The following is a 26,719-nucleotide window of genomic DNA, read 5'->3' as shown; positions in this document are numbered from 1 at the left end:
TGTGATGTGTATTTTTACTTGCTACGTTTCTTGGGAGCCAAGGCAGCACTAATTGCTTTTGGTATTTGTGCATGATGAGCAGCACAAATGGCAACACCTAGTGCATCAGAGGCGTCAGTACCAGGGGCGCGATTGAGTTTCAGGAGGCGCTTTACCATTTCTTGGACCTGAGGCTTGGCTGCTCTACCACTGCCAACAATGGACTGCTTGACTCTTAAGGCGCTGTACTCTGCTACAGGGAGCTTTTCAGAAACAAGGGCGGCAATGATTGCACCCCGAGCTTGGCCCAACATCAGCGTAGAGCGGGGATTAACGTTTAAGAAAACCTCTTCGATCGCGGCAGATTCTGGGTGATAGGTCTCTAAAACTTCTTTGACACCGGCATAGAGGGCGCCTAAGCGCTCAGGTAAACCATTGGCTGGGTCGCCACTCTCAATCGTCCCAGAGGCTACGTAAGTCAGCTTTTGGCCATCGACATCGATGACTCCAAAGCCGGTAGTCCGCAAACCTGGGTCGATTCCAATCCAGCGCATGAGTTTTTTATAACTTCTTGTTTTCTTAGTGACGGAAGTGACGGGTGCCAGTAAAGATCATGGCAATGCCATGCTCATTTGCTGCCGCAATGATTTCATCATCACGCATGCTGCCACCAGGCTGAATTGCGCAGCTGGCACCACCATTAACAACCACATCTAAGCCGTCACGGAATGGGAAGAAGGCATCGCTTGCTACTGCAGAACCTTTAAGACTTAAGCCAGCATGCTCAGCCTTGATGCTAGCCATGCGCGCAGAGTCTACGCGGCTCATTTGACCGGCGCCGATACCAAGAGTCATCCCATTAGCGCAATACACAATGGCATTGGATTTCACAAACTTGGCTACGCGCCATGCAAACATCATGTCGTGCATTTCGCTTGGGGTTGGCAGACGCTTACTGACAACGCGCATTTCACTTTCGAGAACATTTTTAGCATCAGGAGACTGCACAAGCAAACCACCACCAACACGTTTGAAATCAAAGGTATTAAATGCAGTGCCCAATGGAATTTCTAGAAGGCGTACATTTTGTTTTGCAGCAAAGATCGCTTTGGCTTCATCACTAAAGCTAGGGGCAATTAATACTTCCACAAATTGCTTGGAGATCGCTTCAGCTGCAGCGCCATCGCATTGCACGTTGAAGGCAATGATGCCGCCAAAAGCGGAGCTCGGATCGGTCTTGAAGGCTTTTTGATAGGCCTCAAGCGCAGTAGCACCAACAGCTACACCACAAGGGTTAGCATGCTTGATGATGACGCAAGCTGCTGCACCACCTGCATTGCCAGTAAAGCTCTTGACGCATTCCCAGGCAGAATCTGCATCGGCAATATTATTGTAAGAAAGTTCTTTCCCTTGCAACTGCTTGTAATTGGCTAGCGCGCCATCGACTGGGTAAATATCTTTGTAGAATGCTGCAGACTGGTGTGGATTCTCACCGTAACGCATCTCTTGTACTTTTTCAAAGGCAAAGTGCAAAGTTTCTGGGTAGGCAGAACGGGCTTTGTGATCAAGATCATCACCTAATGCTGAGAGATAGTTGGCAATCGCACCATCGTATTGCGCGGTATGTGCAAATACTTTTTTCGCTAAAGCCAAATTGGTTTTGTAAGAAACAACATTCTTGTTAGCCTTCATTTCTGCTAAGACAGGAGCGTAATCTTCTGGTGAGATCAGCACAGTGACATCTTGGTGATTTTTGGCTGCTGCACGAAGCATTGCTGGGCCACCGATATCAATGTTTTCAACGGCATCTTCGAATGAGCAGCTTTCCTTAGCAACAGTCTCATTGAAGGGGTAAAGATTGATGACGAGCATATCAATGGTGTCGATGCCATGCTCTTTCAGGGCTGCCATATGTTCCGGGAAATCTCTGCGAGCTAATAGGCCACCATGGACCATCGGGTGAAGGGTTTTTACGCGACCATCCAGCATCTCCGGAAATTTCGTTAAAGAAGAAACTTCAACAACAGGCAGATTGTTTTCGGTCAAGAGTTTTGCTGTGCCGCCTGTAGAAATAAGCTTAATGCCTTGCTCATGGAGGGCTTTAGCAAAAGGCACGATGCCATTTTTATCGGAGACGGAGAGTAGGGCTGTATGGATCATGGTTTTCGGAGCTTAATTTAAAAAATGGCTTTGTTATTAGTAAAGTTTGCGGTTACTTCAGAAGTTGATGTTCAACCAACTTCTTGTGCAGGGTGTTGCGATTAATGCCTAGATATTGCGCTGCCAGTGATTGATTCTGCTTGGCATGTTGCATCACTAATTCCAGCATCGGTTTTTCAACAACGGCCAATACCATGTCATAGATATCAGTTGGTGCAGTTCCTTTGAGGTCATTCAGGTAACCCTGCAATTGGGTTTCAATACATTCGGTAATTGGGTGCTTATTGGTCATAACAATCTATCAATACAAAAACAAAAAAATAAAGAAATTAATTTAAGCTAAAACTATGCCGCTTCCAAAAATAACAAGCGGTCAGAATGGGATTTCATTTCGTCAAAATAATCATTGACCATTTGCAGTTGAGTTTTACAGTCGTCGGCAGTATTCATGCGCTGGCGAAATGCGTGGGAGTCACGCAGCCCTTTGCAGTACCAACCAATATGTTTACGTGCAGTTCGCAGGCCAATATGCTCACCATAAAACTCATAGTGGTCTAAGAGGTGGGCATTCATGATGCCCTGAATCTCATTGATCTCCGGGGTTGGCAGCTTGCCACCGGTTTCAAGATAGTGGTTGATTTCACGGAAGATCCAAGGGCGACCTTGAGCAGCTCGACCAATCATGATGGCATCAGCACCAGTGAGCTTTATAACCTGCTCTGCCTTTTCTGGGCTGGTGATATCACCATTAGCCACTACCGGAATCTTCACACTATTTTTGACTGCCGTAATCGTTTCATACTCTGCTTCACCGTGATACAGGTCTGCTCTCGTGCGGCCATGGACCGTCAGCATGGAGATGCCAGATTTTTCTGCGAGACGCGCTATCTCAATGGCATTCTTATGTTCACGATCCCAGCCTGTACGAATTTTCAAAGTAACTGGTACCGCATCTGGACCGACACCAACGGCATTTACAACCGCTTCTAGAATTTGCTGCACCAGAGGCTCATCTCGCAATAGGGCGGAACCAGCTGCAACATTGCAAACTTTTTTGGCCGGGCAACCCATGTTGATGTCAATAATCTGAGCGCCATGATCAACGTTTATTTTTGCAGCTGCCGCCATCATCGCGGGGTCAGCCCCGGCAATTTGAACGGCAATCGGCTTGAATTCACCAACATGGTTGGCGCGGCGTTGAGTCTTTTCACTCTTCCAAAGAAGGGCATTTGAGGCCACCATTTCGGATACGGCATATCCGGCGCCCAATTTCTTGCAAAGCTGTCTAAATGGGCGGTCCGTTACCCCAGCCATAGGCGCTACAAATAATCTATTTGCGAGGAGGTGAGGACCAATGTTCATCTGAAAGGGCTTGGGCGGAAAGCATGACACTTTAGCACAGTCAGGCTCAAATCTGCCTAATTTTTAGGCAGATTGCTTGCTACAGATCAAACAGAGAATGCTTATATTTTGAGGGTGATTTAAGGGCTTTAGCGCCTACCAAACATCATCTGGCGAGCTAAGGCTGTCTTGAACGGCGGAAGCCACTGCAGGGCGCTTAAAGCCAATCCACGGGCTACAACAACTGGGGCTAAATTGGATGTAAATACTCTAGCCATAAAGTCTGTCAGTCCGATGGTTGTTGTTCTATCAGCTTTGCGACTTTGAGCGTAACTCTGGAGTGCATTTTGGATGTCTGCTGGAGATTGATTCTCGGCAGCCCCAGAAAATACCTCAACTAACTTCTCCGACAGTAAGAAGGCATCTCGTAATCCTAAATTCAGGCCTTGACCCGCTACTGGGTGCAAAGTTTGAGCGGCATTGCCAACCCAAACCTCATTGTCATGAGTAATCGCTTTGCGATAGTTCAAGCCAAGTTCATATAAACGACGATCTTGAATTTTCAGAAAACGTCCAATCCGTGAACCAAATTCTTTTTGTAGTTCAACTAAGAAATCTGTGTCACTCAGTTGCAAGCGATGCTGCGACGATTCTGGCGAGCCGCACCAAACCAGATTCAAAATATGATGTCCGTAGTGACTTGGTAAAACGGCTAACGGACCTTCAGCAGTAAAACGTTCCCAAGCTTGATGAGGTTCCGCATTCTCAACCTCAACTAAACCTACGAGGGCTGACTGCCCATAGTCGCGTCCAGATTCAACCCAGTCTTGCGTCTTAAATAAACCACCCTCAGCATGCACGATGCATTGAGCGTAGATGCTTTTTTCCTCGACATCCGGATTGATGTGCTTCCAAACGAAGTTAGGGCTCTTTGCTTGAATAGCCCGTAAGGAGTGACGCAGAGCCATATGAATGTCGCGATAACGAATAATGTGCCCTAGCGCATCTTGCTTGAGCTCTTCACGCGTCATCAGCGCGCGGCCAAAGCGACCCGCTTGCGAAACATGCACTCGATGAATTTCTGCAAACTCTTTTGGCCATGCATTAATCGTATCGAGCAAGAGTTTGCTGCCGTGCGATAGGGCAATGCCTCGGCTGTCGGCACTTGCAAGATCGTTGTCATTTACGGGGTTGCGATCAAGCAAAATAATCTTTGCTTCGGGGAATTTCTGCAGGGTCCAGGCAGCACAAGCAAGCCCAACTGGCCCGCCGCCTTGAATCAAGATATCGCAATGAGATGAATTCATTTTTATTATGGCGGTCTTAAGCATTCTTCATGAGTGCTTCGATTTCATCGGCTGTGACAGGTACGCCTCGAGAAATCAACTCACACCCAAAATCATTGATGACAGCGTCATCTTCAATACGAATACCAATATTCCAAAAGGCCTGATCAACATCATCAGTAGGTCTGATATAGAGGCCTGGTTCCACCGTAATCACCATGCCGCTTTTTAGGATGCGCCAAGGCTTTTCTTCGCTTGATAGGTTTTGGGCGGTTTCACGATAAGAGCCTACATCGTGGACATCCATGCCCAGCCAGTGGGACGTGCGGTGCATGTAGAAACGACGGTAGGCGCCAGTCTCAATGGCGTTTTCTAAAGAACCCAACTCTGAAAGTTTGAGAAGCTTTTCATCCAGCAGACCTTGGGTCAGCACTTTAAGTGCCGCCTCATGTGGCTGCATAAATGTATTGCCAGGCCTGGTCATCGCAATCGCAGCTTCTTGCGCGGCTAATGTGATGTCATACAAAGCTCGTTGCGGTCCCGTAAATTTCCCATTGACTGGAAAGGTACGTGTAATGTCTGATGCATAACCATTGAGTTCACAACCCGCATCAATCAGACAAAGCTCGCCACTACGTAATTCAGTTGAGCCTGCGCGATAGTGAAGAATGCAAGAGTTTGCACCACCGGCAACAATGCTGTTGTAGGCAACACTTTGCGAACCGCTATTGCGGAACTCATGTAGTAATTCAGCTTCAAGTTGATATTCACGTAGGCCAGGCTTACAGACTTGCATAGCGCGGATATGCGCACGAGCTGAGATCTCTGCAGCTCGGCGCATGATATCAATTTCATCTACATCTTTAAATAAACGCATTTCATGAATCAGCGTTTCAACATCATGAAATTCTGATGGTGGATTTACACCAGAACGTGCTTGTCCACGCACCTGTTTCATCCAGTGACGTAGGCGTCTATCGGCTTCGGCGCTCTCAGCAAGGCGAATATATACCGCATCTTGATCAGCCAGTAAGTCACCGAGTTTTTGATCTAACTCTTGGTTGCTATATGCGTAGTCAATACCCAAAGCGTCCGGTGCTGCTTCAGGCCCAAGGCGAATGCCATCCCAAATTTCTCGCTCAGAATCTTTGGGTCTACAAAATAAGTGGGATTGCAGTTGGAAGTTTTTTCCATAGCTACCAACCTTCATGACGAGTGTTGCGCCCGGCTCCTCGAAACCCGTCAGATAATAAAAGTCGCTGTCGTGACGATAAGGAAATTCACTGTCACGGTTGCGAGAAAGTTCAGGAGCAGTTGAGATGACAACAATACCTCCGCCAGTCTTGGCAAAGATTTGTTCTGCTAATTGGTTTCTACGAAGCTGATAAATATTCGTTTTATTCATATGCTGCATTAAGCTCTTGTAAGCGTTGTGGTGTGCCTACATCGTGCCATGGACCGAGATATTTTTCACCAGACACTTTATTTTGCTCCATGGCAGTTCTTAATAGGGGCGCGAGCTTAGCTGGGGTACCGAATTCCAAGTCTTGGAAGAGGTCTTTGTGATAAATCCCAATTCCAGAGAAGGTGAGCTTTTCTGCTCCAAGTGATTGGGTGTTTCCAACCACCGAACCTTGGAGGTAAAAATCTCCTTCAGGATGCTGGACTGGGTTGGGGACCATTAATAGGTGGGCCAAAGGCTTGCTTTCGTCCATTCGCATTTTGGAGGTTGCTTCCAAAAGCTGGGTAATTGGTAGCTTCGGGCTAAATACATCCCCATTAATGACTAAGAAGTAGTCTTTGGGTGCAATGATGGGGAGCGCCTTGCAAATACCCCCAGCGGTTTCAAGGGCCCTGCCTTCCGGAGAGTATTTAATGTGAAGACCAAATTGATCTCCATTACCTAGGGCTGCCTCAATTTTTTCACCCAACCAAGCATGGTTAATCACGACATCCTGAATCTTTGCCTTTGCCAGCGCTTCCAAATGCCACTCCAGCAAAGATTTTTTTTGAATAGCGAGTAAAGGCTTGGGTAAATCATCTGTAAGGGGGCGCATACGCTCGCCGCGTCCAGCCGCTAGTAAAAAACAAGGTATGGGATTGAGCTGACTCATGGTTTATGAATTACGCTTGATTTATGCGAGTAGATTCCAGAATCCGGGCTAATGGTTTTAGTTCAATATAACGGTTCGCTGTTGCAATAGCGTATTCCAACACAAGTGGAATATCTTTAATGTACCCATCCTTGCCGTCACGATGAAGGAGTCTTGCAAAAATGCCCAAAACTTTAAGGTGGCGCTGTAAGCCCATCCATTCAAAGTCACGATAGAACTGTCCAAAATCATTTGGCATTGGCAATCCTGCTTTACGACCATCCTCCCAAAATTTAATAACCCAATCAATCACACATTCTTCGGGCCATGCAATATAGGCATCACGCCACAGTGAAGAAGCATCATAAGTAATAGGTCCGTAAACTGCATCCTGAAAGTCAATTACTCCAGGATTACGTTTTTCAGTCACCATTAAGTTGCGAGAATGGTAATCACGATGAACATACACTTTAGCTTGAGCTAAATTATTTTCAATAATGAACTCAAAAGATTTCTTGAGCTGTTCTGTTTGTTGTTCGCTCAGATTGATATTGAGATGCTTTTTTAGATACCACTCTGGAAATAAATCTAATTCTCGTTGTAATAGCGCTTCATCATAGTTTGGCAAAACCCCTGGTTTGCTTGCTGATTGCATGAGCACTAGAGCGTGAGTTGCATCTTTGTAAAGATAATCAGCCGTTTCATTGTTGAGCTCGGCTAAGTAGGTTTTAGTGCCTAAATCGTTTAAGAGCAAGAAGCCTTCAGCAAGATTTTGCTCTAGGATTTTTGGCACATTTAGACCAGCCTCAGCGAGTAATAAATCGACCTTTATAAAGGCATCCAAAGGCTCATGTTGGGGCGGGGCGTCCATTACGATCAAAGTCCCAAAATTGGGCTTTTTGGACTCAATTCGAAAATAGCGTCGAAAGCTGGCGTCAGCCGAGGCTGGCACCAAAGAGTCGAGATCTAATTGCCAGCTAGCTTCTAGGGCTTTTAGCCAGTTACGGAGGGTGTTTAAGCGTGAGTCAGTCATGGTCGATTCGTATAATAAGGCGGGTCTGGATCTATGAGTCATTATCGCCGTCGCGCCGGCCTTTGCGCCCCTCTTTTTTTGCATGTAACCCTGCGCGTATTGATGGGGGTGGCATTGCTTCAATTTGCCCTCTGCGGACGTGCTCAAGCACCTGCTCCTTTGCCTGCAAATGCACAAGCTAATACCAATACCGTTTTATTGCCAGATCGCGGCAATGTCACTGTTTTAAAGTTGGATGATCAGCTGCGGGTCGGTAAGCCCATTAATGATGGAGAGGCTTTAACCTTTACTTCAAGCGATTCAGTAAATGGAGTTGTTGATCGTGATATGCATTTACAAGGACGAGCCCAAATTCGCCGCAATGGTGGGGTCGTTAAAGCGGATGAAATTACTTATAACCCCGACACCGACGTTGCCGATTTATTAGGGAATGTGGAGCTCTCTAAGGGGAATGTAACTTTTAAAGGGCCCAAAGGAACTTTCAAGGTTGATGCGCGCGAGGGCTCTATGGAGACAGCCGAATATGAATTGAGGGATAACGGCGGTAATGGCCAGGTTAAAAAATTAACGATTGAAAATACCGATATCTTTGTTTTTGATAAAGCAACGTACACCACCTGTACACCGCAAAACATGGATTGGTATTTTTCTGCCAGCACTCTAGAAATCGATAATGAGCAAAAGGAGATGGTAGGGACCCATGGTGTGATGCGTTTCTTTGATGTGCCTATTGCCTATGTTCCTTATTTCACTGCGCCTACTGGAGGACAACGTCGCACTGGTTTACTTGCTCCGGTCGCTGGCTACAGTTCTAATAACGGCCTTGATATTACCCAGCCTTACTACGTCAATATCGCCCCTAATCGTGACTTGCTTTTATTGCCCCGCTATATGAATCATCGCGGTGCAATGCTCGGCGCGCAATATCGCTTCTTAGATACTCAGTACTCCGGAACTGCGATGGGTGAATATATGTCATACGACAAAAAAACCGGCACCAGTCGCTGGAAGTATGACTGGCAACAACGACAAGTATTTAGTGGGAGTGTAGGTCCTGGCGGCATTCCGATGCCAGGCGCATGGTCAGGTTATGCAAATATGTCCCGTGTTTCTGACAATTTATATCCAACGGATTTCTCGCAAAGTATTGCAGGAGCCGTTACAAGTCAGTTTCGCCAAGAGGTTGGGACCACGAAAGGGCTAACGGGAAGTTTAAGTAATTGGAATGTTTCAGCAAAAGCAATCACCTTCCAGACCTTGCAGCCTGACCTAACTGCCCCAGTGCAATCTCCCTACAATGTATTGCCGAATATTAATGCGTCCTACAACAATCGACTTACTCCAGCGGTGGCAGATGTCAGTGGTAAGTATGTGACGTTGCCAACAGGCCCTGCCACCACCTTTTCTACGGATTACACCCGTTTTGCGTATAACGTAAATAGTAATTTAGCTTATGCCCCGGCTGGATACTTATATAGTCAAGCGGATCGAACTGTTATTAAGGGTGCAATGGCTCTACCGCAGATTACTCCGGGCTACTACATCACTCCAAAGGTCAGTTTTCAGTCTAATACTTATGCTGCTACTGCTGCAGTTACTAGCGCCAATCCTCTAGGCGCTGCACCCCCACCGCAAGGCTTTACGATCCCAACATTTAGTCTGGATTCGGGCCTGGCGTTTGAAAGGGATGCTGCTGAATTAAAGGGCTTCTTTGGCCGTGATATGTTGCTGACAATGGAGCCGCGCGCTTTCTATGTTTATACGCCCTATCAAAATCAATCGCAGACACCCCTGTTTGATACGGCTGATGCTGGTTTTGGTGTTTCCCAAATTTTCAGTGAAAATACTTTTGTTGGTAATGATCGTATTGCAGATAGTAATGCCACCACCCTTGGTTTAACCAGTCGCATGATTGAGGCTAATACTGGAGCGGAACGTGCGAACGTAACACTTGCTCAAAAGCAGCAGTTCACTGGACAAAAGGTTGGTCTGAATGGAACGATTCTGAATCCAACTACGTATTCTGATACTTTAGGTTCTGCTTCACTTCGCCTGCTTGGAAACTTTAGTGCGGATTTATTTGGTCAATACAACACCCAGTTAAATAAATTTGTACAAACTACGGTTGGTGGTAGTTGGCGCCCAACACAAGGCAGGAGTTTAAATTTCGGATACCGGAATGTTTGGTCTCCTCCCACGCAGGCTTTTGGTCCAACTCCAGCAACCCTGGCTCAAACGACAACGGATCAATACAATATTTCTGGGCAATGGCCTATTACTCGGGAAATTTCTGTTTTAGGACGTTGGGGATATGATGCCTTGACTACTAAGACTTTGAACTCCTTAGTGGCCTTGGAGTGGAGCAGGGACTGCTGGACTTTCCGTGGGGCTTACTCCCAAGTCTTAAATACTTCGCAAATAACCACCACTCAGGTGCTCTTTCAGGTTGAATTTAAGGGCTTTGGTAGCGCTGGAGGCAATCCTGTTGATATCATGAAGCTAAATGTTCCCGGATATATGCCTACTTCCAAGCCTATACCACCTTCAACATACGAGAACTATCAATAATGCTTTGTATGAAACGTTTTAAACAAATTAGTATTCATGCCATTTTAATTGGCATTGGATTATTTGTGAATATTGCTTTTGCCCAGGATTCGGCAAAGACGAATACTATTGCCGAAAGCAAAATTCGTAATATTGATGGCGTAGCTGCAGTTGTCAACACGGGTTATGTAACCCGTAAAGAGATTGATGACCGAATTGCTGCACTTAAAAAACAAGGTGTGAAATTACCTGAAGATGGTTCACTGCGTAAGGTAATTTTAGATCGACTCATTTTAGAAAAAATCCAACTGCAAAATGCTGATCAAGAAGGGGTTAAGGTTACCAATAAGGAGTTGGACAGAATTATTGGTGACATTGCCGCCAAGAACAAGCTAAGTTATGCAGAATTTAAAGCTAAGGTAATCGCTACTGGGACTACGTTTGAGCGTTATAAGGAGACCTTGCGCGATGATGTCATCGTTACCCGCTATCGAGAGCGCGAAGTTGAGGGTAAGCTCAAAATATCAGATGCTGAGATAGATAACTTCATTGCCGAGCGTACTCGTGCCATGACATCAGGCGGTGCGCCACGGTCAACTCCAGCAGCTAACGGCGAGCCGGAGGAAATTGATGTAGCGCAAATCTTTATCCCGGTTGATACCGGTGCCGGTGCGGGGGCTCAGGCTGAAGCAAAAAAGAAAGCGGACGCTCTATTAAAGGATGCTCGTGGGGATGTCGATTTTCTGCAGCTAGGTGCAATGGCTGCAAAAGATAATCCAAAGATTAAGTTTCAAGAGTTGGGCTACCGTACTCCTGATCGTTTGCCGCAATTGTTTTATGAGGCTATTCGTAATACTGGTGGTGGCCAGGTTGCTAATACAGTTGTTAAAAGTCCTGCTGGGTACCATGTGCTCAAAGTTCTAGATCGCCGTGCAGCAGGCGCTAGCACTCCTCAACAACAAGCTACAGCATCTGATGCCGGTTCACCTACCCCGCAAAATATTCCCATTACCCAAACTTTATCTCGCCACATCTTGTTAAGAAGTCGTCCTGGGTTAAGTGATCAAGATGCAGAGAGGCGCTTGCAGGGCTACCGTGATCAGGTGCGGGCAAAGACTGCGGACTTTGCGGAACTTGCAAAGAAATATTCTGAAGATGGATCTGCGGCAAATGGCGGTGAGTTAGGTTGGATGAGTCCTGGAGATTTGGTTCCTGAATTTGAGCAAGCTATGAATCGCTTACAAATTGGCGAAGTTAGTAACCCTGTAAAAACCGAGTTTGGTTGGCACTTAATTCAGGTATTAGAGCGTCGCGAAGGCCAGCTGACCGTTGAAAAGCAGCGTCAATTTGCAAAAGCAGCAATCCGTGAGAGAAAGTTTGAGCAAGCTTATCAAGAGTGGATGCGTGAGCTGCGTGATAATGCAACTGTAAAAATTCTGAACGTGGAAGATGCAGCAAGCAGCGCACCTCGTTAATCTCGTTATAACTACAGGTGAACCAGCCGGTATCGGGCCAGAAGTTTCTTTAGCTGCTTCGCTGGAGTTTCTACGTGAACATGCAGATGCTCGCATCACTTTATTGGGTAACGACCAGTTATTGACATTATCTAAGGGGCTTAGCTCAGAGTTATCTAGTCGATTACAAATCCAATCCTTTCCCCTGGGAGCCCCTGTTGTTTTGGGGAGTTTGAATTCGCAAAACGCTCAGTATGTGGTGAATCTTTTAGATCAGGCGATTGATGGTTGTCAGCAAGGGCGCTTTGACGCCATGGTGACTGCGCCTCTTCAAAAAAGCATTATTAATGAGGCTGGTACGCCATTTACAGGGCATACGGAATACCTTGCACAGCGCTGCAAGGTTTCTCATGTGGTGATGATGTTGTGCGCACCATTGCCCATTGGATTTTTGGGGCTCAAGGTACCCAGGGATTTACGTGTTGCTCTCGTCACAACTCATCTTCCTTTAAAGGAAGTTGCGCCAGCGGTGAGTTATGACTTGATATTGGAAACGATTCAAATCGTCAATCAAGATTTACAGCAGAAATTCGGAATCGCTAAGCCCATCATTCGAATGGCGGGTTTAAATCCACATGCAGGAGAGTCAGGTTATTTGGGCCGAGAGGAGATTGATGCCATCTCACCGTCAATTGAAGCAGCCAAGAAGATGGGAATCCATGTTTCTGGCCCTTATCCTGGCGACACAATGTTTGATCCAGAATCTGTTGCACAAGTAGATGCTTTTATTGCGATGTATCACGATCAAGGACTCGCGCCGTTTAAGTTTGTGACCTTTGGTAATGGCGTTAATGTCACTTTAGGATTGCCCATTATTCGCACTTCTGTAGATCACGGAACCGCTTTGGATATCGCCGGTAAAGGTGTGGCGGACTCTAAGAGCATGCTTGAGGCTTTGCGTTTGGCATATAAGTTGGCTCTGAATAAACGAAAGCAAGTCTAAAACATGCATCGCGCTCGGAAACGATTTGGCCAAAACTTTTTGCAGGACAATGGAATTATTTATTCTATTGTTGCGCTTATCAATCCTGGTGCGGATATGCATGTCATTGAGATTGGTCCTGGCCTGGGTGCGCTAACCCTTCCTTTACTGAGCAATCTTGATCACCTAGATCTTTTGGAGATTGACCGTGATTTGGTGGCTTTTTGGAATGAGAAAAATCTCAAAAGCCTCACAGTGATTGAGGGTGATGCGCTCAAGTTTGACTTTTTGACATGGGCTCAAAATAGATCGACCAAGCAAGGTTTATGTAAAGTGGTTGGTAATCTTCCATACAATATTTCTTCGCCTTTATTGTTCCATTTGGTTTCTGCTGCGGCCTCAATTGATGAGCAGGTATTTATGTTGCAAGCTGAGGTGGTGGAAAGAATGGTTGCAAAGGCCGGAAGTTCTGATTTCAGTCGTTTGTCGGTCATGCTACAAGCCCGTTACGACATGGAGCTAGTGCTAGAGGTGCCTCCTGAGGCTTTTGATCCTCAGCCCAAAGTGAACTCAGCTGTAGTGCGGATGATCCCAAGAAGGGACTTCACATTGACTGATGCTCAATGGAATTCATTGGAAAAAGTAGTTGCCGCCGCCTTCTCCCAAAGAAGAAAAATGTTGCGGACTAATTTGAGTGCTTTTTCAGACAGATTGAGTTTGACGGGGATAGAGCTTAAGGCAAGAGCCCAGGATATTTCCGTTGACCGCTATATCGAGTGGGCTAAAGTTCTAGCCTCATAAATCAATATTCAGTCCTGACTCAGCACTGAATTACTACCTTCTAGTGAATTATTTATAAGCGCTGGGGTCAATCACGCGCATTTCAGCTTCAATCCAGCCTTCTACTTCCCGTTGGAGCTCTTCTGCTGATTTATTGGTTGAGCTAATTGCTGGACCAATTGAAAAGATGACTGTGCCCGGTTCCTTGACAAAGCTATTTTTCGGCCAGCAACGACCAGCGTTGTGTGCAATCGGAATCACTAGTGCATCTGTAGCATTCGCAAGGCGTGCCCCACCTTTGCGGTAAGGCTTCGTTGATCCAATAGGAGTTCTAGTGCCTTCTGGAAAGAGCATGATCCATTTACCTTCACTTAAGCGTTTACGACCTTGAGTCGCTACAGAATGGGCTGCTGTCTGCTTATTAGAACGATTAATGTGGATCATCTTTAGTAAGGCGAGTGCCCAACCAAAAAATGGGATCCAAAGTAGTTCGCGCTTAAAGACAAAGCAAAGTTGTTTTGGCAGTAGTGCGATATACGCAATGGTTTCATAAGCGGACTGGTGCTTACTTAAGATGATGACGCGTTCATTGAGTACGGCCTGCATATTCTCTATGCCGCGGATTTCATAATGAATGCCGCACAATGGCTTTAATAGGGCGATAACGATTTTGTTCCAGAGCCCAATAAATGTGTAACGGTTTTCTGGGCTTAGGAATGGAAAGGCCAACATGCATAGCACTGACCAAATGGGCGTGAATATAACTAAAAATAAGGCAAAGAGGATGGAGCGAATCAATTTCACGACGGGTCTAAACCTTATTTTCTAAAAGTGCATTTGCAAAAGCCAGTAGATCAGCATGAATTTGCGTGCCTTCAGGTAGATCACCTTTTGTAAGCGTTTTTTCACCCTTGCCGGTGAGTACTAGGTGGGGTGAAGCTCCCAAGGCTACGCCAGCCTGGAGATCCCGTAAAGAATCCCCCACTATAGGAACGCCTGTCAGTGGTTTGATGCTATCTATCCTCTTGTAGCGCAATGCAATTTCTTTCATCATTCCTGGGGCCGGTTTACGGCAATCACATTGATGTGAATCTTGATGGGGGCAAAAGAAGATGCTGTCGATATGACCACCTAATGGCTTTAGCAAAGCCTCCATTTTGCTATGCATGGCATGTAGATCATTAACTGTGAAGTAGCCCCTGGAAAGACCTGACTGATTGGTTGCCAAGGCAATTTGATAGCCCGCTTGATTGAGTAAGGCTATCGCCTCTAAGCTTCCTGGAAGGGGAAGCCATTCGTCCACTGACTTTACATAATCATCGCGATCTTCATTGATCACGCCATCGCGATCAAGAATGACTAATTTAGAAGAGCTGGAGCTCATGCTAATTTGCCGAGATCGGCAACGAGATTCATTTTCTGGTGAAGTTGTTGCAGGAGGGCTAAGCGGTTATCACGTAGCTCAGGATTAGGATCCATGACCATCACATCCGCAAAGAATTGATCAATTGGTCCGCTCAAGGCGACCAGCGCTCTTAAGAGTTCAACAAATTGACGCTTCTCATAAGCGGTATTGAGTGCAGGAGTCACCGCTTCCAATGCCTTGTGTAGTGTTGCCTCTGCAGGAATTTGCAGTAATTTGGCTGAACACGCTACAGGAATAGCGGTAGTGGTTTTCTTTAGAATATTGCTAATGCGTTTATTAGCAGCAGCGAGCTGAGCCGCTTCTGCCAGAGCATTAAATTCACGCAAGGCAGTCAAGCGCTCGATTAAATCATTAATTTGCGCTGGGTCTTGACTCAGGACAGCATCAATCTCGGCGCTAGTAAATGCTTTACCAGCAACTGATTGGTCTCGCAAATAGGCGCGTAAGCGATCAATGATGAAGGCATAGATATCGGCAGCCTTTGCTTTTTCTTGTACATCCGCTTGGGGAAACTGCGCACGAGCTAATTCAATTAATTCAGGCAAATTGAGTGAAAGATTCTTTTCCAAGAGCAAGCGGCAAATACCTAAGGCATGACGACGTAGAGCATACGGGTCTTTATCGCCTGTAGGGGCAAGTCCAACACCCCAAATGCCAACCAATGTTTCTAGTTTGTCGGCAATGGCTAAGATCGTGCCAGTTTGGGTTTGTGGCAAAGCATCGCCGGCAAAGCGCGGCATATAGTGTTCGCTGCAAGCACTAGCAACATCAGCATTCTCGCCATCATGAGTAGCGTAATAGCGCCCCATGATTCCTTGCAACTCCGGAAACTCGCCAACCATATCGGTTAGTAAGTCTGTTTTAGCAATTTCTGCAGCGCGTGATGCTAGCTTTTCATCGGCACCCAGTTTTTTGGCGATACCTACAGCTAACCCTTGAACGCGCTTTGTGCGATCTAGCTGATTGCCTAACTGGTTGTGATAAACCACCTTACCAAGATCTGCCACACGAGAAGCCAAAGGGCGCTTTTGATCTTGTTGGAAGAAGAAGCGAGCATCGGACAAGCGTGGGCGTACAACGCGCTCATTGCCTGAAATGATGGCATCAGGCTTACCTGTTTCAATATTAGAAGCAATCAAGAAGCGATTACGTAATTTGCCTTGCTTGTCTGTTAATGCAAAGTACTTTTGATTGGTTTGCATGGTCAAAATCAAGCATTCTTGAGGCACTTCTAAGAACTCTTGATCAAAATGGCATTCATAGATGGCCGGCCACTCAACAAGGGCTGTTACTTCATCTAGAAGGCTATCCGGCATCAATACCAAATCATCGCCAGCCGCTTTTAATAGGGCCGCTTCAATTTGCGCCCGACGCTGATTGAAGCTAGGAATAATCTTCGCGTTGGACTGCAAAGTGGTCTCGTATTGGTCTGCATTTGTAATAGTGATGAGACCAGGAGCCAGGAAACGATGCCCTTCGGTTTGATTGGCCGCATCGATACCCAAAGCACTGATTTTTAAAGTACTGTCGCCGTGTAGTGCAATGATGCGGTGGGCAGGACGAGCAAATTGCACGTCGGCCAATTGACCATCCTTTTGCAGCACTTGGTAGTGCATCATTTTTGCAATGGGCAGCTTGCTCAATGTTTGCTCAAGCGCAGCCTGTGCAGTTTTCTCAAGCGCAGCACCTTTAGCAATGACATTAAGGTACAGGGCTTCATTCTTACCCTCGCCTGCTTTTTCTAAAGTGGCAAGATCAATATCCCCATACCCAAGAGCGCCTAATTTTTTGAGTAGTGGTGGGGTTGCCTTGCCTTCAGCGTCAAATGCAATGCTAGTAGGTAATAATTTTTCCCGCACAGGGTAGTCGGGCGCTTGATCAAGAACGTTAGTGACTTGAACGGCTAAACGGCGCGGGGTTGCAAAGCCGGTCATCCTCGATGATTCTGATGCAAGGCCGGCTGTTTTGAGTCCTGCAAAGATGCCTTCGCTAAATGCATCACCTAAGCGACGCAGAGTCTTAGGTGGCAGTTCTTCGGTAAATACCTCGATCAATAAAGTCGCTGATTGAGGTTTTAAATTAGATGTGCTCATAAGTGGAATGCAGAAATCTCGATGCGCTTAAGCCTGAGCTTTAGCTTGACGTTGACACATTGGGAAGCCCAGTTTTTCTCTAGACTCAAAGTAAGCTTGAGCCACTGCGCGAGAAAGATTGCGAATGCGACCTATGTAAGCTGCGCGCTCAGTAACCGAGATAGCGCCACGCGCATCCAGTAAATTAAATGTGTGCGCAGCTTTCAGAACCATCTCGTAAGCAGGTAGTGCCAGTGGAACTTCCATCAAACGCTTTGCTTCACTTTCATAGTTTGTGAAGTTGGCAAAGAGTAAATCAGTATTAGAGTGTTCAAAATTGTAGCAAGATTGCTCCACTTCATTCTGGTGATACACATCGCCATAGGAGATGCCATCGGCCCATACTAAGTCGTAGACGTTAGAGCAGTTTTGGATATACATTGCCAAACGTTCGATGCCATAGGTAATCTCACCAAGAACAGGTTTGCAATCTAAGCCGCCTACTTGTTGGAAGTAAGTGAACTGTGTCACCTCCATGCCATTGAGCCAAACTTCCCAGCCAAGACCCCATGCACCCAGCGTTGGGTTTTCCCAATCGTCCTCTACAAAACGAACATCATTCTCTTTAAGGTCTAAGCCTAAAGCGGCAAGAGATCCTAGGTAAAGATCGAGAATATTTTCAGGTGCCGGCTTGAGGACTACTTGATATTGATAGTAGTGTTGTAAGCGGTTTGGGTTCTCGCCATAGCGACCATCTTTAGGTCGGCGGGATGGCTGAACGTAAGCCGCTTTCCAAGGCTCAGGACCAATGGCGCGTAGGAAGGTGGCGGTATGGGATGTACCAGCACCAACCTCGAGGTCGATAGGTTGTAGTAGGGCACAACCTTGTTGGTCCCAATAATCTTGAAGTTTGAGAATGATTTGCTGAAAAGTAAGCATGATTAACCTGGCTAAGCCTTTGATTTTACATGGCTAGAGCACTCTGGAGTTAAAAATACTTAAAAACGTCTCTGACGAATCAGACCCCAAAGCAAGAGCAGGCAAGAAATACCCAAAATCGGTAAATTACCCCAAATGACATAAGGCGTTTTACCAGAGTAGGCCTGAACCTGGGTACTGAGGGTTGTTTGGGTAAATTCCGGGAGCGCTTTCAGCACTCTGCCATCAGGACCAAGAACCGCAGTAATCCCAGTATTGGTGGCACGCAAGGCGGGAAGCCCAGTTTCCAGGGAGCGCAATTGTGAAAGCCTGAGTTGTTGGGTAGACGCTTGAGAATCACCAAACCAGGCTAGATTGGTCATATTGATGAGTAGGTTGACTGGCTGATCGCTGTGTTGAATACGGGAGGCAAGTTCACCACCAAAGACGTCTTCATAGCAAATCGTAATTGCCGCATGAAGATCATCTTGATCCTTGCGCACAATCGCAAAGAGAGGTTGATCCAGCTTTCCTCTTGCAAAGTCGCTCATGGGTACATGAAAGGCTTTAACGAACCACTGAAAACCTAGAGGAATAAATTCTCCAAAGGGAACGAGGTGGGCTTTATCGTATTGATATGGCAATGCATTTGGCGACAGTCCAGCAGCGCGATTCGAATACTGCATACCGCCTTCTCCAGGCACTTCGCCGATCAAGCCAAGTAGAATATTGCTACTGCTTTTATTAGAAAAGTTTTGTAAGTAATCTAACAGGCCAATGGGTAAATTTGGAAGTGGCCATGGAAACGCAGTCTCAGGAATGATGATGAGGTTGGCTGCTTCTGCAGTAATCTCTCCAGCATAGAAATTGATTTGCTTACCAATAGCTTGAGGATTGAATTTCAGACTTTGTTCAAAGTTACCCTGTATTAAGCGAACGCTAATTGGCTCTCCAATTGGTTTGGTGAAGGCAAATAAACCAGCGCTTTGAGAGATGCCAATGGCAATCAAGAGGAGTAGCGCGCTAGAAATGACATGCTTGCGAGCTTGGTAAATTTCCCAGGAGGCCCATACTGCCAAAAAGGTACATGCTAGCCCGCCAAAGAAGGGTGCGACAGGTGCAAATGGGCCATTGAACTGGATTTCCGCAAAGCCCATCCAGGGAAATCCAGTGAAGATATAGCCTCTTAGAAATTCTGCAAGAACCCAACTCGCTGCCAACAGCAGGCCAAATGAGCGATTCTGTTTAAACAGTGGAATAGCAAGTGTTGCCAATGAGAAATAGAGTGCCACATAAGCAGAGAGCAGAAATACACCCATGCAAGCAAGTGGCGCATTCATTCCACCAACATCATGCAGGCTGATGTAAAGCCACCATAGACCTACAACAAAATAAGCGATGCCGAATGAGAGACCTAAGACAAATTGTTTTTTAAAGGAGATGGGCTTCTGATCAAGACGCCACCACAGAAGGCTGAGAACGGGGATCTGAATCCAGCCACCATAGGGTAACTCAGCAACGGCAGCAAGGACCGCCCCCAATACAAACAGAATGCAAACTGAAAAGATTTTGATGCTCATGCCCGAATGATTGGATTGCTGATCAAACAATGTGAATCTCAGTCTGATTTTTTATTGGATTGTCGTGCAAGCAGAATATGAATTTGTCTTGGGTCGGCGCGCTGCACTTCAAATTCAATGCCACCTATATCAATGAGCTCACCCATTTTAGGAACGCGGCCTAAATACTGGATCACTAAGCCCGCCACAGTCTCAATATCTTCCACTTCAAAATGAGTACCAAGTCTTTCATTAAATTGCTCAAGCTCGGTAATGCCTTTAACGCGGATATCGCCATTATCTAAAGCGATGAGGTTGTCTGCCTCTTCATCGACATCATGTTCATCCTCAATATCACCAACGATCTGCTCGAGCACATCTTCAATGGTAATAATGCCGGCAACACCGCTATATTCGTCAACTACGATAGCTAAATGATTGCGGTTGTCTTTGAAGTCTCGCAATAAGACGCTAAGACGTTTGGATTCTGGAATAAATACCGCTGGGCGTAACCAATCCCGCACCTGAAAATCTTTCTCGGTAGCGTGACGTAATAAATCTTTTGCTAACAAAATGCCAATGACATTATCTCGACTACCTTCGAATACAGGAAACCGTGAGTGAGCTGCTTCAATGACACTCTTAATGATTTCAGAGAGAGGTTGGCCAATATCAATCCAATCAATTTGGGCGCGAGGCACAAGTATGTCACGAGCGCATAACTGCCCTACTTGAAACACGCCCTCAATCATGGAGAGGGCATCCGCATCAATTAATCCCTCAGCTTGAGCTTCTCGAAGGGTATCAATCAGTTCTTGACGGCGCTCACTGGGTTCCGTTGGCTGCGGAGTTAAAAAATCAGCCAAGCGATCTAAAAGGGATTTATTGGGGTCAGGCATATAGCAAGAATAGCGTAGAAATATGGCAAATCAAGAATAGGGGTTAGCAAAGCCCAATTTTTGGAGACTCTGGATTTCCAGGGACTCCATTTTTTTAGCATCCCGGCCTATCTCGTGATCATGGCCTTGAGCATGAAGGCAGCCGTGCACAATTAAATGGGCCAAATGGGCTTTTAGTAATTTACTTTGCTCTTTAGCTTCTTTTTGCAGAACCGGTAGGCAAAAAATAATATCTGCTACTACAGCTTCTTTTGAAAGCTCGTAAGAAAAAGTTAAAACATTGGTGGCGTAATCTTTTTGACGAAAAGCCAAGTTCAACTTTTTACCTTCCGCAGCATTTACAAAGCGTAGGGTAATTAAGCCACCAAGTGCCGTAGAGCTTTTGACCCATTTTTTAATTAGGGTTGAGGAAGCCACTTTATTTACGGCGGACTCAATCGCCGGGCTAGCGTATTGCAACTCAATCGCTAGCTTGGGAGAAGTACTTTTTTTATTGGCTGACATGTGCTTCTACCAAATCGCCTCTGAGGGTGTAGTTCAGAACTTCCGTAATACGAATGTCTACGAATTGACCAATCAGGCTCTCAATATCTTGAACGGGTGCTGTGAAATGAATGACACGATTATTTTCAGCGCGACCTTGTAAGTTGATGCCATCTTTGGCAAGACCTTCAATCAATACTCTTTCAATATTACCCAGCATTTTTTGGCTAATTTGGTTTGCCTGTCCCTCAACCAATGCCAATAAAGTTTGGAGACGCTTGAGTTTGACTTCGTATGGTGTGTCATCGTGAAGATTCGCTGCTGGAGTTCCTGGACGTGGGCTAAAGATAAAACAAAAGCTGTTATCAAAGTTCAGATCTTTCACCATCTTCAATAGTTTTTCAAAGTCAGCCTCAGTTTCTCCTGGGAAACCCACAATGAAATCACTCGACAGTGTCAGGTCGGGACGAACAGCGCGCATCTTGCGAATAATGCTCTTGAACTCCAGTGCCGTATAGCCACGTTTCATCGCTGAGAGCATAGAATCCGACCCATGTTGTACGGGCAGATGCAGGTGACTGACAAGCTTAGGTACTTTGGCGTAGACGTCGATGAGGCGTTGTGTAAATTCTTTAGGATGGCTGGTGGTAAAGCGAATTCGTTCAACCCCAGGAATTTCAGCGATGTATTCAATCAATAGAGCAAAGTCAGCGATTTCTTCGGTATCACCCATCTTGCCAAGATAGGCGTTTACGTTTTGACCAAGCAGAACAATTTCTTTGACGCCTTTACTTGCTAGGCCAGCGACTTCTGTCAGCACATCATCAAATGGTCTTGAGACTTCTTCACCACGCGTATATGGCACAACACAGTAGCTGCAATACTTAGAGCAACCTTCCATGATGGAGACGTATGCAGAGCCACGAGTTTGGCGAGATGCGGGAAGATGATCAAACTTTTCGATTTCAGGAAAAGAAATATCCACTTGTGAGATGCCTGTTTTGCGACGCTGTGCAATGAGGTCGGATAAGCGATGGAGTGTTTGAGGTCCAAACACAACATCTACGTAAGGAGCGCGGCTAACAATTTGTTGACCTTCTTGGCTGGCAACGCAGCCACCAACACCAATCAGTAAGTCAGGCTTCGTTTTTTTGAGTTCACGCAGCCGTCCTAAATCTGAAAAGACTTTATCTTCCGCTTTTTCGCGGATAGAGCAGGTGTTGAGAAGAACCACGTCGGCATCTTCAGGGCGATCCGTCATGACCATGCCTTCATCCGCATGCAGGAGGTCTGCCATTTTTCCCGAGTCGTACTCGTTCATTTGACAGCCAAAGGTTTTGATGTAGAGCTTTTTCATATGCCGTTCTCAGGTGTATAGCTGGGGGCGAAGCTCAGATTTTACCGCCTAAGACCCAAGTTGTTCTTATATGAGTCTGTAAGCCAGAATTGCCACGATGGTGGGCGGAATGGCCGCAATCAATAAATACAGCGCTGAAACCGTATGTCCAGGAAAGTGGCCACGCAAGATCGCAATACCCGCTGGGTTGGGGGCATTAGCAATAACGGTGAGGCCACCACCGGCAACCGCTCCACCCACTAATGCCAGCTTGAACTCCGGTGAGGTTCCCGTAACCAATGATCCTAAATAGGTGAGTGCCGCATTGTCAGTGAAAGCAGTTAAAACAAGACTGCCATAAAAGACTGCGGTAGGGCTCATCATTTCGAGAATGGGTTGCAGCCACCATCCTTGCAATGAACCCAATACTACTAAGCCACCCAGGAAGAATCCCACTAAAAGTGCTTCTTTCAGGATGAGAGGACTTTGATGTTTTGGATATGCCGTGGTGTAACCAATAAAGAAGAGCAGAATCCACGTGAAAATAATCGGATCATGCGCAAAGTAAACCACACCAAATAAGAAAACTAGGTGCGTCAAAATGACTGCGAAAGGAATTTTTACTTCCCCTTTATCGGCATTAGGTTCAATCAATTGGCGATGAAATAAAAGCGTTGCTGCCAGAGCATTGATGAAGATCGCAATGCAAGACTCTAGACCAAAGTTGCTAAACATAAATGCTGAACTCCATCCCCAGGTAGAGGCCACCATCAGAACAGGCGGAGCAGCAAAATTGGTGAGTGTGCCTCCAATGGAGATATTCACAAAGAGCACGCCAAGGGTGCCAAATAGAAGCGCTTTAGAACATTGGTGACGATAGACAAGGTCGCGCAATAAAAAAGCAGCCAGAGTCATCGCTGCAGGCTCGGTGATCAAAGAGCCAAGGAGTGGTGTGGCCCCTAGAGTTAAAAAATATAAAGCAGGAGCGCTTCTGATACGCAAAAGATATTGCAGGCCATTGGCCAGCACATGCAAAATTTGAGTAGAAAAATACAGAATGGGTTTTGTGCCAGCCACAATCATGATGGCAAAGACAAAGAGTGGTTCTGTGAAATTGCGTTTATTCAGAAAGTTCTTAGCAGTCCCTAAGTCGTCATATAAGGAAATAAAAATAACCAGTATGGCAGCCCAAAAACCAAAAACAATTTCTACTTCACCAAGGAGATGCCAAAGACCAGCATGTCGAGGCGATTTTTTAGCAATCGTTTCAAAATAGCCTGTGCAAAAGGTATGCAAAACAGCAATTGCAAAAATAATGCTCGCACCAAGTTCTGTGGGGGTAAAGTTCATAGCAGAATGGTAGCAGGTACTTGGTGAGGCTCAGACATTGTTAATTTAGGAGATTTTGGTGAAATTAAAGATTGGGTATCAAGAGCTCATTCAGGAGGCAATGGCTGAAATTGAGACGCTCTCCATGGAAATAGCGTCAGATTTATTGGTAGATACAAATGTGGTGTTTGTGGATATACGGGATGTTCGTGAATTAGAGCGAGAGGGCATGATTCCAAATGCGCTGCATGCCCCCAGGGGAATGTTGGAGTTTTGGGTTGACCCTGACAGCCCTTATTACAAACCAATCTTTGGGGAAGGCAAGAGGATCGTGTTGTATTGCGCCTCAGCTTGGCGTTCGGCCCTAGCAACACAAACCCTCCAGAGAATGGGTGTCCCTAATATATGCCACCTAGAGGGTGGCTTTAGTGCTTGGAAGAAGGCGCAATTACCCATCGTAGCAAAAGCAAGCAAATCCCATTCCAGTTAAAGTCGGTCTTGATGATTTTTTTGCATTAATAATTTTTTAGGATTCTTATGAGAAAAGTAGTTTCGCAGTTTGGCCAAGGCCCCCTTCAGCAGAAATTAACTGCTGGTGATTTACATTTTTTGTCTGATGCTGAAGTTTCTAAAGGAGGCTCTGATACCGGCCCAAGTCCTCACGAATATCTTGGTGCTGCTTTGGCAGCCTGTACCTCAATGACTTTAAAGATGTACGCTGGGCGCAAAGAAATGAAATTAGACAATGCTATCGTAACTGTGGATATCGAACGGAATGATGATGTTGAAACATTCTCCCGCGAGATTCAGTTGCAAGGCAACTTGAGTGCTGAAGAAAAAGAGCGCTTACTTGAGATTGCAGATAAATGTCCAATCCATAAAGCATTGGCAGGGCAGATTCAAATAAAAACCCAGCTGGTAAATTAATACGAGCTGGGTTGGTATTGCTGAACTCGGGTCTCAATAGGCCTGGGTATTCTGCTTAGCTAGGCTTATTAATTAGGTGCCTGAGCTGGCTGATTCTTTTTTCCAGCGTTGTAGCCAGCATTGTAATTAGAGGCTTCATTTTTCTTGTAAGCATCATAGACATAGCCAGATGCTGCACCCACTGCTGCACCACCAACTGCGCCCCAGATAGGATTGCCGTGGAAGATTGCCGTGCCAACAGCACCAGCTGCTGCGCCAATGCCTGCGCCTGAGAGTGTACGTTGCTCGGTGTTGCTCATGTTTGAGCAACCAGCGATTGCTAAAGTTGCTGCGGTAATTGCGATAATTTTTTTCATCTCAACTGATCCTTTAAATGGGTATTCGTTTGTCTAAGTTACTTAGATTATTTTCTGGCGCAAGGGAAGCGTGAAGCTAAGAAGCCCAAGAAAACACCTGCTGCTGGTTTGTCTGCAACTTGTGGAGTGCTATTGGCAAACTTCACAAAATCACCAATGACTTCATCACGTGCTGGAGCAGGTTGCTTAACGCAAATAAATGGCTTTGCACGTTGTGGGTGACGAGTTGCTAAATAGGTTTCATAAACAGAAGTAGTAAAGCCAATACAGAAACTACGGGATTCTGGGCTTGCAGGAAGTTTGCAAACATTCGCAAGTTCTTGTGTGCTTAATACTTTGATGGTTTCTTGTGCTTGAGCAAGACCGGAAAATGCAGCTAAAGCGGCCAATGCGATGAGGATTTTTTTCATGGGATCTCCCTTGGGTGTATGTAAAAACCATGATAAACCATAAAAATCTCTACATATGCACTAAATAGGTGCGTCATGCCCTTTTTTGGGATTTTCCAATCCCCATAATGATGCAAAAAATAAGAGGGAGAAATTGCATGGAAACTTTGAAATCTGGAAGTGATGCTTTATTTATCTTGCTTGGCGCCATTATGGTGCTTGCCATGCATGCCGGCTTTGCGTTCTTGGAGTTAGGAACAGTTCGTAAGAAAAACCAGGTCAATGCCTTAGTCAAAATCTTGGTGGACTTTGCAGTCTCAACGATTGCCTATTTCTTTATTGGCTACAGCATTGCTTATGGCGTGAACTTTTTCTCTGGGGCGGAGTTGCTAGCGGAAAAGAATGGCTACGAGTTAGTCAAATTTTTCTTCTTGCTGACTTTTGCCGCCGCGATTCCCGCAATTATTTCTGGTGGCATTGCAGAGCGCGCTAAATTTAATCCACAACTAGTCGCTACTTTTGTATTGGTAGGTTTTGTCTACCCCTTCTTTGAAGGGATTGCTTGGAATCAGCATTACGGTATTCAGGCTTGGATCAAGGGATTTGCTGGTGAAGAGTTTCATGACTTTGCGGGATCAGTAGTAGTTCATGCAGTAGGTGGTTGGATTGCCTTGCCTGCTGTTATTTTGCTGGGCGCGCGCCGTGGCCGTTACACAAAAGAAGGTCAAATTTCTGCTCATCCACCATCAAGCATTCCTTTCTTGGCCTTGGGTGCATGGATCTTAGCGGTAGGTTGGTTTGGCTTTAATGTGATGAGTGCACAAACGATCGACAAGATCAGTGGTTTGGTCGCGATGAATTCATTGATGGCAATGGTTGGTGGAACATTGGCTGCTTGGGCGGTGGGTCGTAACGATCCTGGCTTTACCTACAACGGGCCACTTGCTGGTTTGGTTGCAGTGTGCGCAGGGTCAGACTTAATGCATCCGCTTGGCGCTTTGTTTGTTGGCTTAGTTGCCGGCGCATTGTTTGTATATATGTTTACGTTGGTTCAAAACCGCTGGAAGATTGATGATGTTCTCGGTGTTTGGCCCTTACATGGTTTGTGCGGTCTTTGGGGTGGATTGGCTGCTGGCATCTTCGGCACCAAAGCCTTGGGCGGAATTGGTGGCGTGACTTTTACTGGCCAGCTAATTGGCAGTGCTTTAGGTGTTGGGATTGCATTCCTTGGTGGCTTTATTGTCTATGGCACCCTGAAAGCAGTATTGGGTATTCGCATGTCTCAAGAAGAAGAATTTGAAGGTGCGGATTTAAGCGTGCACCGCATTTCCTCTACGCCCGATCGCGAGCCAAACTGGTAATGTGCTTTT

Annotated in this window: 26 protein-coding genes; 7 read left to right on the top strand and 19 right to left on the bottom strand. The window is 46.0% G+C overall.

All coding sequences use genetic code 11. The features are described 5' to 3' along the window. Positions 1 to 14 precede the first annotated feature (14 nt). The 8 genes from ruvC to ICE90_RS00175 form a co-directional block, all read right to left on the bottom strand. Positions 15 to 533, bottom strand: coding sequence for a crossover junction endodeoxyribonuclease RuvC (gene ruvC / locus ICE90_RS00210; protein WP_215321040.1), 519 nt, complete (start codon positions 531 to 533; stop codon positions 15 to 17). Between the two features lie 25 nt (positions 534 to 558). Then, complete coding sequence (purH, locus tag ICE90_RS00205; protein ID WP_216190574.1) at positions 559 to 2,139, bottom strand: bifunctional phosphoribosylaminoimidazolecarboxamide formyltransferase/IMP cyclohydrolase; 1,581 nt, start codon at positions 2,137 to 2,139, stop codon at positions 559 to 561. A 52-nt stretch (positions 2,140 to 2,191) separates the two neighbouring features. Beyond that, complete coding sequence (locus ICE90_RS00200) at positions 2,192 to 2,431, bottom strand: helix-turn-helix domain-containing protein (RefSeq protein WP_072582732.1); 240 nt, start codon at positions 2,429 to 2,431, stop codon at positions 2,192 to 2,194. A gap of 53 nt (positions 2,432 to 2,484) precedes the next feature. After that, complete coding sequence (gene dusB / locus ICE90_RS00195) at positions 2,485 to 3,501, bottom strand: tRNA dihydrouridine synthase DusB (RefSeq protein ID WP_215321038.1); 1,017 nt, start codon at positions 3,499 to 3,501, stop codon at positions 2,485 to 2,487. Positions 3,502 to 3,629: 128 nt separating this feature from the next. Then, the gene (locus ICE90_RS00190; protein WP_215321037.1) at positions 3,630 to 4,787 is read right to left on the bottom strand and encodes an FAD-dependent monooxygenase; all 1,158 of its coding nucleotides are present in this window, start codon (positions 4,785 to 4,787) and stop codon (positions 3,630 to 3,632) included. A 16-nt stretch (positions 4,788 to 4,803) separates the two neighbouring features. After that, complete coding sequence (locus ICE90_RS00185) at positions 4,804 to 6,171, bottom strand: aminopeptidase P N-terminal domain-containing protein (RefSeq protein ID WP_255533254.1); 1,368 nt, start codon at positions 6,169 to 6,171, stop codon at positions 4,804 to 4,806. After that, positions 6,164 to 6,880: an N-acetylmuramate alpha-1-phosphate uridylyltransferase MurU gene (gene murU, locus ICE90_RS00180; RefSeq protein ID WP_216190572.1), complete on the bottom strand. Its 717-nt coding sequence runs from the start codon at positions 6,878 to 6,880 to the stop codon at positions 6,164 to 6,166. The genes ICE90_RS00185 and murU overlap by 8 nt, the downstream gene beginning before the upstream one ends. Positions 6,881 to 6,890: 10 nt before the next feature. Continuing rightward, entirely contained in the window at positions 6,891 to 7,892 is a 1,002-nt protein-coding gene (locus ICE90_RS00175) for an aminoglycoside phosphotransferase family protein (protein WP_215321034.1), read from the bottom strand. A 33-nt stretch (positions 7,893 to 7,925) separates the two neighbouring features. On the opposite strand from ICE90_RS00175, the gene ICE90_RS00170 reads away from it, so the two are divergent. From ICE90_RS00170 to rsmA, 4 genes are read left to right on the top strand one after another with little or no spacing between them, the layout of a single operon-like run. Then, a complete protein-coding gene (locus tag ICE90_RS00170) occupies positions 7,926 to 10,460 on the top strand; it encodes an LPS-assembly protein LptD (RefSeq protein WP_215321033.1) in 2,535 nt (844 codons plus the stop codon). Between the two features lie 8 nt (positions 10,461 to 10,468). After that, the gene (locus ICE90_RS00165) at positions 10,469 to 11,914 is read left to right on the top strand and encodes a peptidylprolyl isomerase (RefSeq protein WP_251368465.1); all 1,446 of its coding nucleotides are present in this window, start codon (positions 10,469 to 10,471) and stop codon (positions 11,912 to 11,914) included. Beyond that, a complete protein-coding gene (pdxA, locus tag ICE90_RS00160; protein ID WP_216190571.1) occupies positions 11,889 to 12,896 on the top strand; it encodes a 4-hydroxythreonine-4-phosphate dehydrogenase PdxA in 1,008 nt (335 codons plus the stop codon). Before ICE90_RS00165 ends, pdxA begins: the two co-directional genes overlap by 26 nt. 3 nt (positions 12,897 to 12,899) lie before the next feature. Further along, positions 12,900 to 13,676, top strand: a complete 777-nt coding sequence (gene rsmA / locus ICE90_RS00155) for a 16S rRNA (adenine(1518)-N(6)/adenine(1519)-N(6))-dimethyltransferase RsmA (RefSeq protein WP_216190570.1) — start codon at positions 12,900 to 12,902, stop codon at positions 13,674 to 13,676. A 48-nt stretch (positions 13,677 to 13,724) separates the two neighbouring features. On the opposite strand, the gene ICE90_RS00150 is transcribed toward rsmA, so the two are convergent. The 9 genes from ICE90_RS00150 to ICE90_RS00110 form a co-directional block, all read right to left on the bottom strand. After that, a complete protein-coding gene (locus ICE90_RS00150; protein WP_215321029.1) occupies positions 13,725 to 14,459 on the bottom strand; it encodes a 1-acyl-sn-glycerol-3-phosphate acyltransferase in 735 nt (244 codons plus the stop codon). A 7-nt stretch (positions 14,460 to 14,466) separates the two neighbouring features. Beyond that, the gene (gene gmhB, locus ICE90_RS00145) at positions 14,467 to 15,039 is read right to left on the bottom strand and encodes a D-glycero-beta-D-manno-heptose 1,7-bisphosphate 7-phosphatase (RefSeq protein WP_215321028.1); all 573 of its coding nucleotides are present in this window, start codon (positions 15,037 to 15,039) and stop codon (positions 14,467 to 14,469) included. After that, a complete protein-coding gene (glyS, locus tag ICE90_RS00140; RefSeq protein WP_216190569.1) occupies positions 15,036 to 17,174 on the bottom strand; it encodes a glycine--tRNA ligase subunit beta in 2,139 nt (712 codons plus the stop codon). Before glyS ends, gmhB begins: the two co-directional genes overlap by 4 nt. A gap of 27 nt (positions 17,175 to 17,201) precedes the next feature. Next, positions 17,202 to 18,092: a glycine--tRNA ligase subunit alpha gene (gene glyQ, locus ICE90_RS00135; protein ID WP_068319536.1), complete on the bottom strand. Its 891-nt coding sequence runs from the start codon at positions 18,090 to 18,092 to the stop codon at positions 17,202 to 17,204. Between the two features lie 59 nt (positions 18,093 to 18,151). Continuing rightward, complete coding sequence (lnt, locus tag ICE90_RS00130; protein ID WP_216190568.1) at positions 18,152 to 19,651, bottom strand: apolipoprotein N-acyltransferase; 1,500 nt, start codon at positions 19,649 to 19,651, stop codon at positions 18,152 to 18,154. 38 nt (positions 19,652 to 19,689) lie between these two features. Continuing rightward, the gene (locus ICE90_RS00125; protein ID WP_216190567.1) at positions 19,690 to 20,529 is read right to left on the bottom strand and encodes an HlyC/CorC family transporter; all 840 of its coding nucleotides are present in this window, start codon (positions 20,527 to 20,529) and stop codon (positions 19,690 to 19,692) included. A gap of 30 nt (positions 20,530 to 20,559) precedes the next feature. After that, complete coding sequence (ybeY, locus tag ICE90_RS00120; protein WP_215321025.1) at positions 20,560 to 21,033, bottom strand: rRNA maturation RNase YbeY; 474 nt, start codon at positions 21,031 to 21,033, stop codon at positions 20,560 to 20,562. Beyond that, on the bottom strand, positions 21,020 to 22,369 hold the full coding sequence (gene miaB, locus ICE90_RS00115; RefSeq protein WP_215321024.1) for a tRNA (N6-isopentenyl adenosine(37)-C2)-methylthiotransferase MiaB: 1,350 nt from the start codon (positions 22,367 to 22,369) through the stop codon (positions 21,020 to 21,022). Before miaB ends, ybeY begins: the two co-directional genes overlap by 14 nt. Before the next feature lie 66 nt (positions 22,370 to 22,435). After that, entirely contained in the window at positions 22,436 to 23,698 is a 1,263-nt protein-coding gene (locus ICE90_RS00110) for a putative Na+/H+ antiporter (RefSeq protein WP_216190566.1), read from the bottom strand. Positions 23,699 to 23,756: 58 nt separating this feature from the next. Between ICE90_RS00110 and ICE90_RS00105 the strand changes: the two genes are divergently transcribed. After that, positions 23,757 to 24,167, top strand: a complete 411-nt coding sequence (locus tag ICE90_RS00105) for a rhodanese-like domain-containing protein (protein ID WP_216190565.1) — start codon at positions 23,757 to 23,759, stop codon at positions 24,165 to 24,167. Between the two features lie 47 nt (positions 24,168 to 24,214). Further along, entirely contained in the window at positions 24,215 to 24,604 is a 390-nt protein-coding gene (locus tag ICE90_RS00100; RefSeq protein ID WP_215321021.1) for an OsmC family protein, read from the top strand. A gap of 68 nt (positions 24,605 to 24,672) precedes the next feature. On the opposite strand, the gene ICE90_RS00095 is transcribed toward ICE90_RS00100, so the two are convergent. Then, the gene (locus ICE90_RS00095) at positions 24,673 to 24,960 is read right to left on the bottom strand and encodes a glycine zipper domain-containing protein (protein WP_216190564.1); all 288 of its coding nucleotides are present in this window, start codon (positions 24,958 to 24,960) and stop codon (positions 24,673 to 24,675) included. Between the two features lie 47 nt (positions 24,961 to 25,007). Next, the gene (locus ICE90_RS00090) at positions 25,008 to 25,370 is read right to left on the bottom strand and encodes a Rap1a/Tai family immunity protein (RefSeq protein ID WP_215358624.1); all 363 of its coding nucleotides are present in this window, start codon (positions 25,368 to 25,370) and stop codon (positions 25,008 to 25,010) included. Between the two features lie 137 nt (positions 25,371 to 25,507). Between ICE90_RS00090 and ICE90_RS00085 the strand changes: the two genes are divergently transcribed. Next, positions 25,508 to 26,710, top strand: coding sequence for an ammonium transporter (locus ICE90_RS00085; RefSeq protein WP_216190563.1), 1,203 nt, complete (start codon positions 25,508 to 25,510; stop codon positions 26,708 to 26,710). Positions 26,711 to 26,719: the final 9 nt, after the last annotated feature.

This window comes from Polynucleobacter sp. AP-RePozz3-80-G7 (genome assembly GCF_018882145.1).
In the GTDB taxonomy this organism is placed as follows: Bacteria; Pseudomonadota; Gammaproteobacteria; order Burkholderiales; family Burkholderiaceae; genus Polynucleobacter.
This window is presented reverse-complemented; position numbering and strand designations above follow the sequence as displayed.

What these genes read in the sequence shown, in the direction of transcription:
- ICE90_RS00110 (WP_216190566.1), bottom strand. Translation starts at nt 23,698, where the DNA reads ATGAACTTTACCCCCACAGAACTTGGTGCGAGCATTATTTTTGCAATT.
- ICE90_RS00170 (WP_215321033.1), top strand. Translation starts at nt 7,926, where the DNA reads ATGAGTCATTATCGCCGTCGCGCCGGCCTTTGCGCCCCTCTTTTTTTG.
- ybeY (WP_215321025.1), bottom strand. Translation starts at nt 21,033, where the DNA reads ATGTCAGCCAATAAAAAAAGTACTTCTCCCAAGCTAGCGATTGAGTTG.
- miaB (WP_215321024.1), bottom strand. Translation starts at nt 22,369, where the DNA reads ATGAAAAAGCTCTACATCAAAACCTTTGGCTGTCAAATGAACGAGTAC.
- murU (WP_216190572.1), bottom strand. Translation starts at nt 6,880, where the DNA reads ATGAGTCAGCTCAATCCCATACCTTGTTTTTTACTAGCGGCTGGACGC.
- ICE90_RS00200 (WP_072582732.1), bottom strand. Translation starts at nt 2,431, where the DNA reads ATGACCAATAAGCACCCAATTACCGAATGTATTGAAACCCAATTGCAG.
- ruvC (WP_215321040.1), bottom strand. Translation starts at nt 533, where the DNA reads ATGCGCTGGATTGGAATCGACCCAGGTTTGCGGACTACCGGCTTTGGA.
- ICE90_RS00090 (WP_215358624.1), bottom strand. Translation starts at nt 25,370, where the DNA reads ATGAAAAAAATCCTCATCGCATTGGCCGCTTTAGCTGCATTTTCCGGT.
- dusB (WP_215321038.1), bottom strand. Translation starts at nt 3,501, where the DNA reads ATGAACATTGGTCCTCACCTCCTCGCAAATAGATTATTTGTAGCGCCT.
- ICE90_RS00165 (WP_251368465.1), top strand. Translation starts at nt 10,469, where the DNA reads ATGAAACGTTTTAAACAAATTAGTATTCATGCCATTTTAATTGGCATT.
- ICE90_RS00190 (WP_215321037.1), bottom strand. Translation starts at nt 4,787, where the DNA reads ATGAATTCATCTCATTGCGATATCTTGATTCAAGGCGGCGGGCCAGTT.
- ICE90_RS00175 (WP_215321034.1), bottom strand. Translation starts at nt 7,892, where the DNA reads ATGACTGACTCACGCTTAAACACCCTCCGTAACTGGCTAAAAGCCCTA.
- ICE90_RS00085 (WP_216190563.1), top strand. Translation starts at nt 25,508, where the DNA reads ATGGAAACTTTGAAATCTGGAAGTGATGCTTTATTTATCTTGCTTGGC.
- ICE90_RS00095 (WP_216190564.1), bottom strand. Translation starts at nt 24,960, where the DNA reads ATGAAAAAAATTATCGCAATTACCGCAGCAACTTTAGCAATCGCTGGT.
- purH (WP_216190574.1), bottom strand. Translation starts at nt 2,139, where the DNA reads ATGATCCATACAGCCCTACTCTCCGTCTCCGATAAAAATGGCATCGTG.
- rsmA (WP_216190570.1), top strand. Translation starts at nt 12,900, where the DNA reads ATGCATCGCGCTCGGAAACGATTTGGCCAAAACTTTTTGCAGGACAAT.
- glyS (WP_216190569.1), bottom strand. Translation starts at nt 17,174, where the DNA reads ATGAGCACATCTAATTTAAAACCTCAATCAGCGACTTTATTGATCGAG.
- ICE90_RS00100 (WP_215321021.1), top strand. Translation starts at nt 24,215, where the DNA reads ATGAGAAAAGTAGTTTCGCAGTTTGGCCAAGGCCCCCTTCAGCAGAAA.
- ICE90_RS00185 (WP_255533254.1), bottom strand. Translation starts at nt 6,171, where the DNA reads ATGAATAAAACGAATATTTATCAGCTTCGTAGAAACCAATTAGCAGAA.
- lnt (WP_216190568.1), bottom strand. Translation starts at nt 19,651, where the DNA reads ATGAGCATCAAAATCTTTTCAGTTTGCATTCTGTTTGTATTGGGGGCG.
- glyQ (WP_068319536.1), bottom strand. Translation starts at nt 18,092, where the DNA reads ATGCTTACTTTTCAGCAAATCATTCTCAAACTTCAAGATTATTGGGAC.
- gmhB (WP_215321028.1), bottom strand. Translation starts at nt 15,039, where the DNA reads ATGAGCTCCAGCTCTTCTAAATTAGTCATTCTTGATCGCGATGGCGTG.
- ICE90_RS00125 (WP_216190567.1), bottom strand. Translation starts at nt 20,529, where the DNA reads ATGCCTGACCCCAATAAATCCCTTTTAGATCGCTTGGCTGATTTTTTA.
- pdxA (WP_216190571.1), top strand. Translation starts at nt 11,889, where the DNA reads ATGCAGCAAGCAGCGCACCTCGTTAATCTCGTTATAACTACAGGTGAA.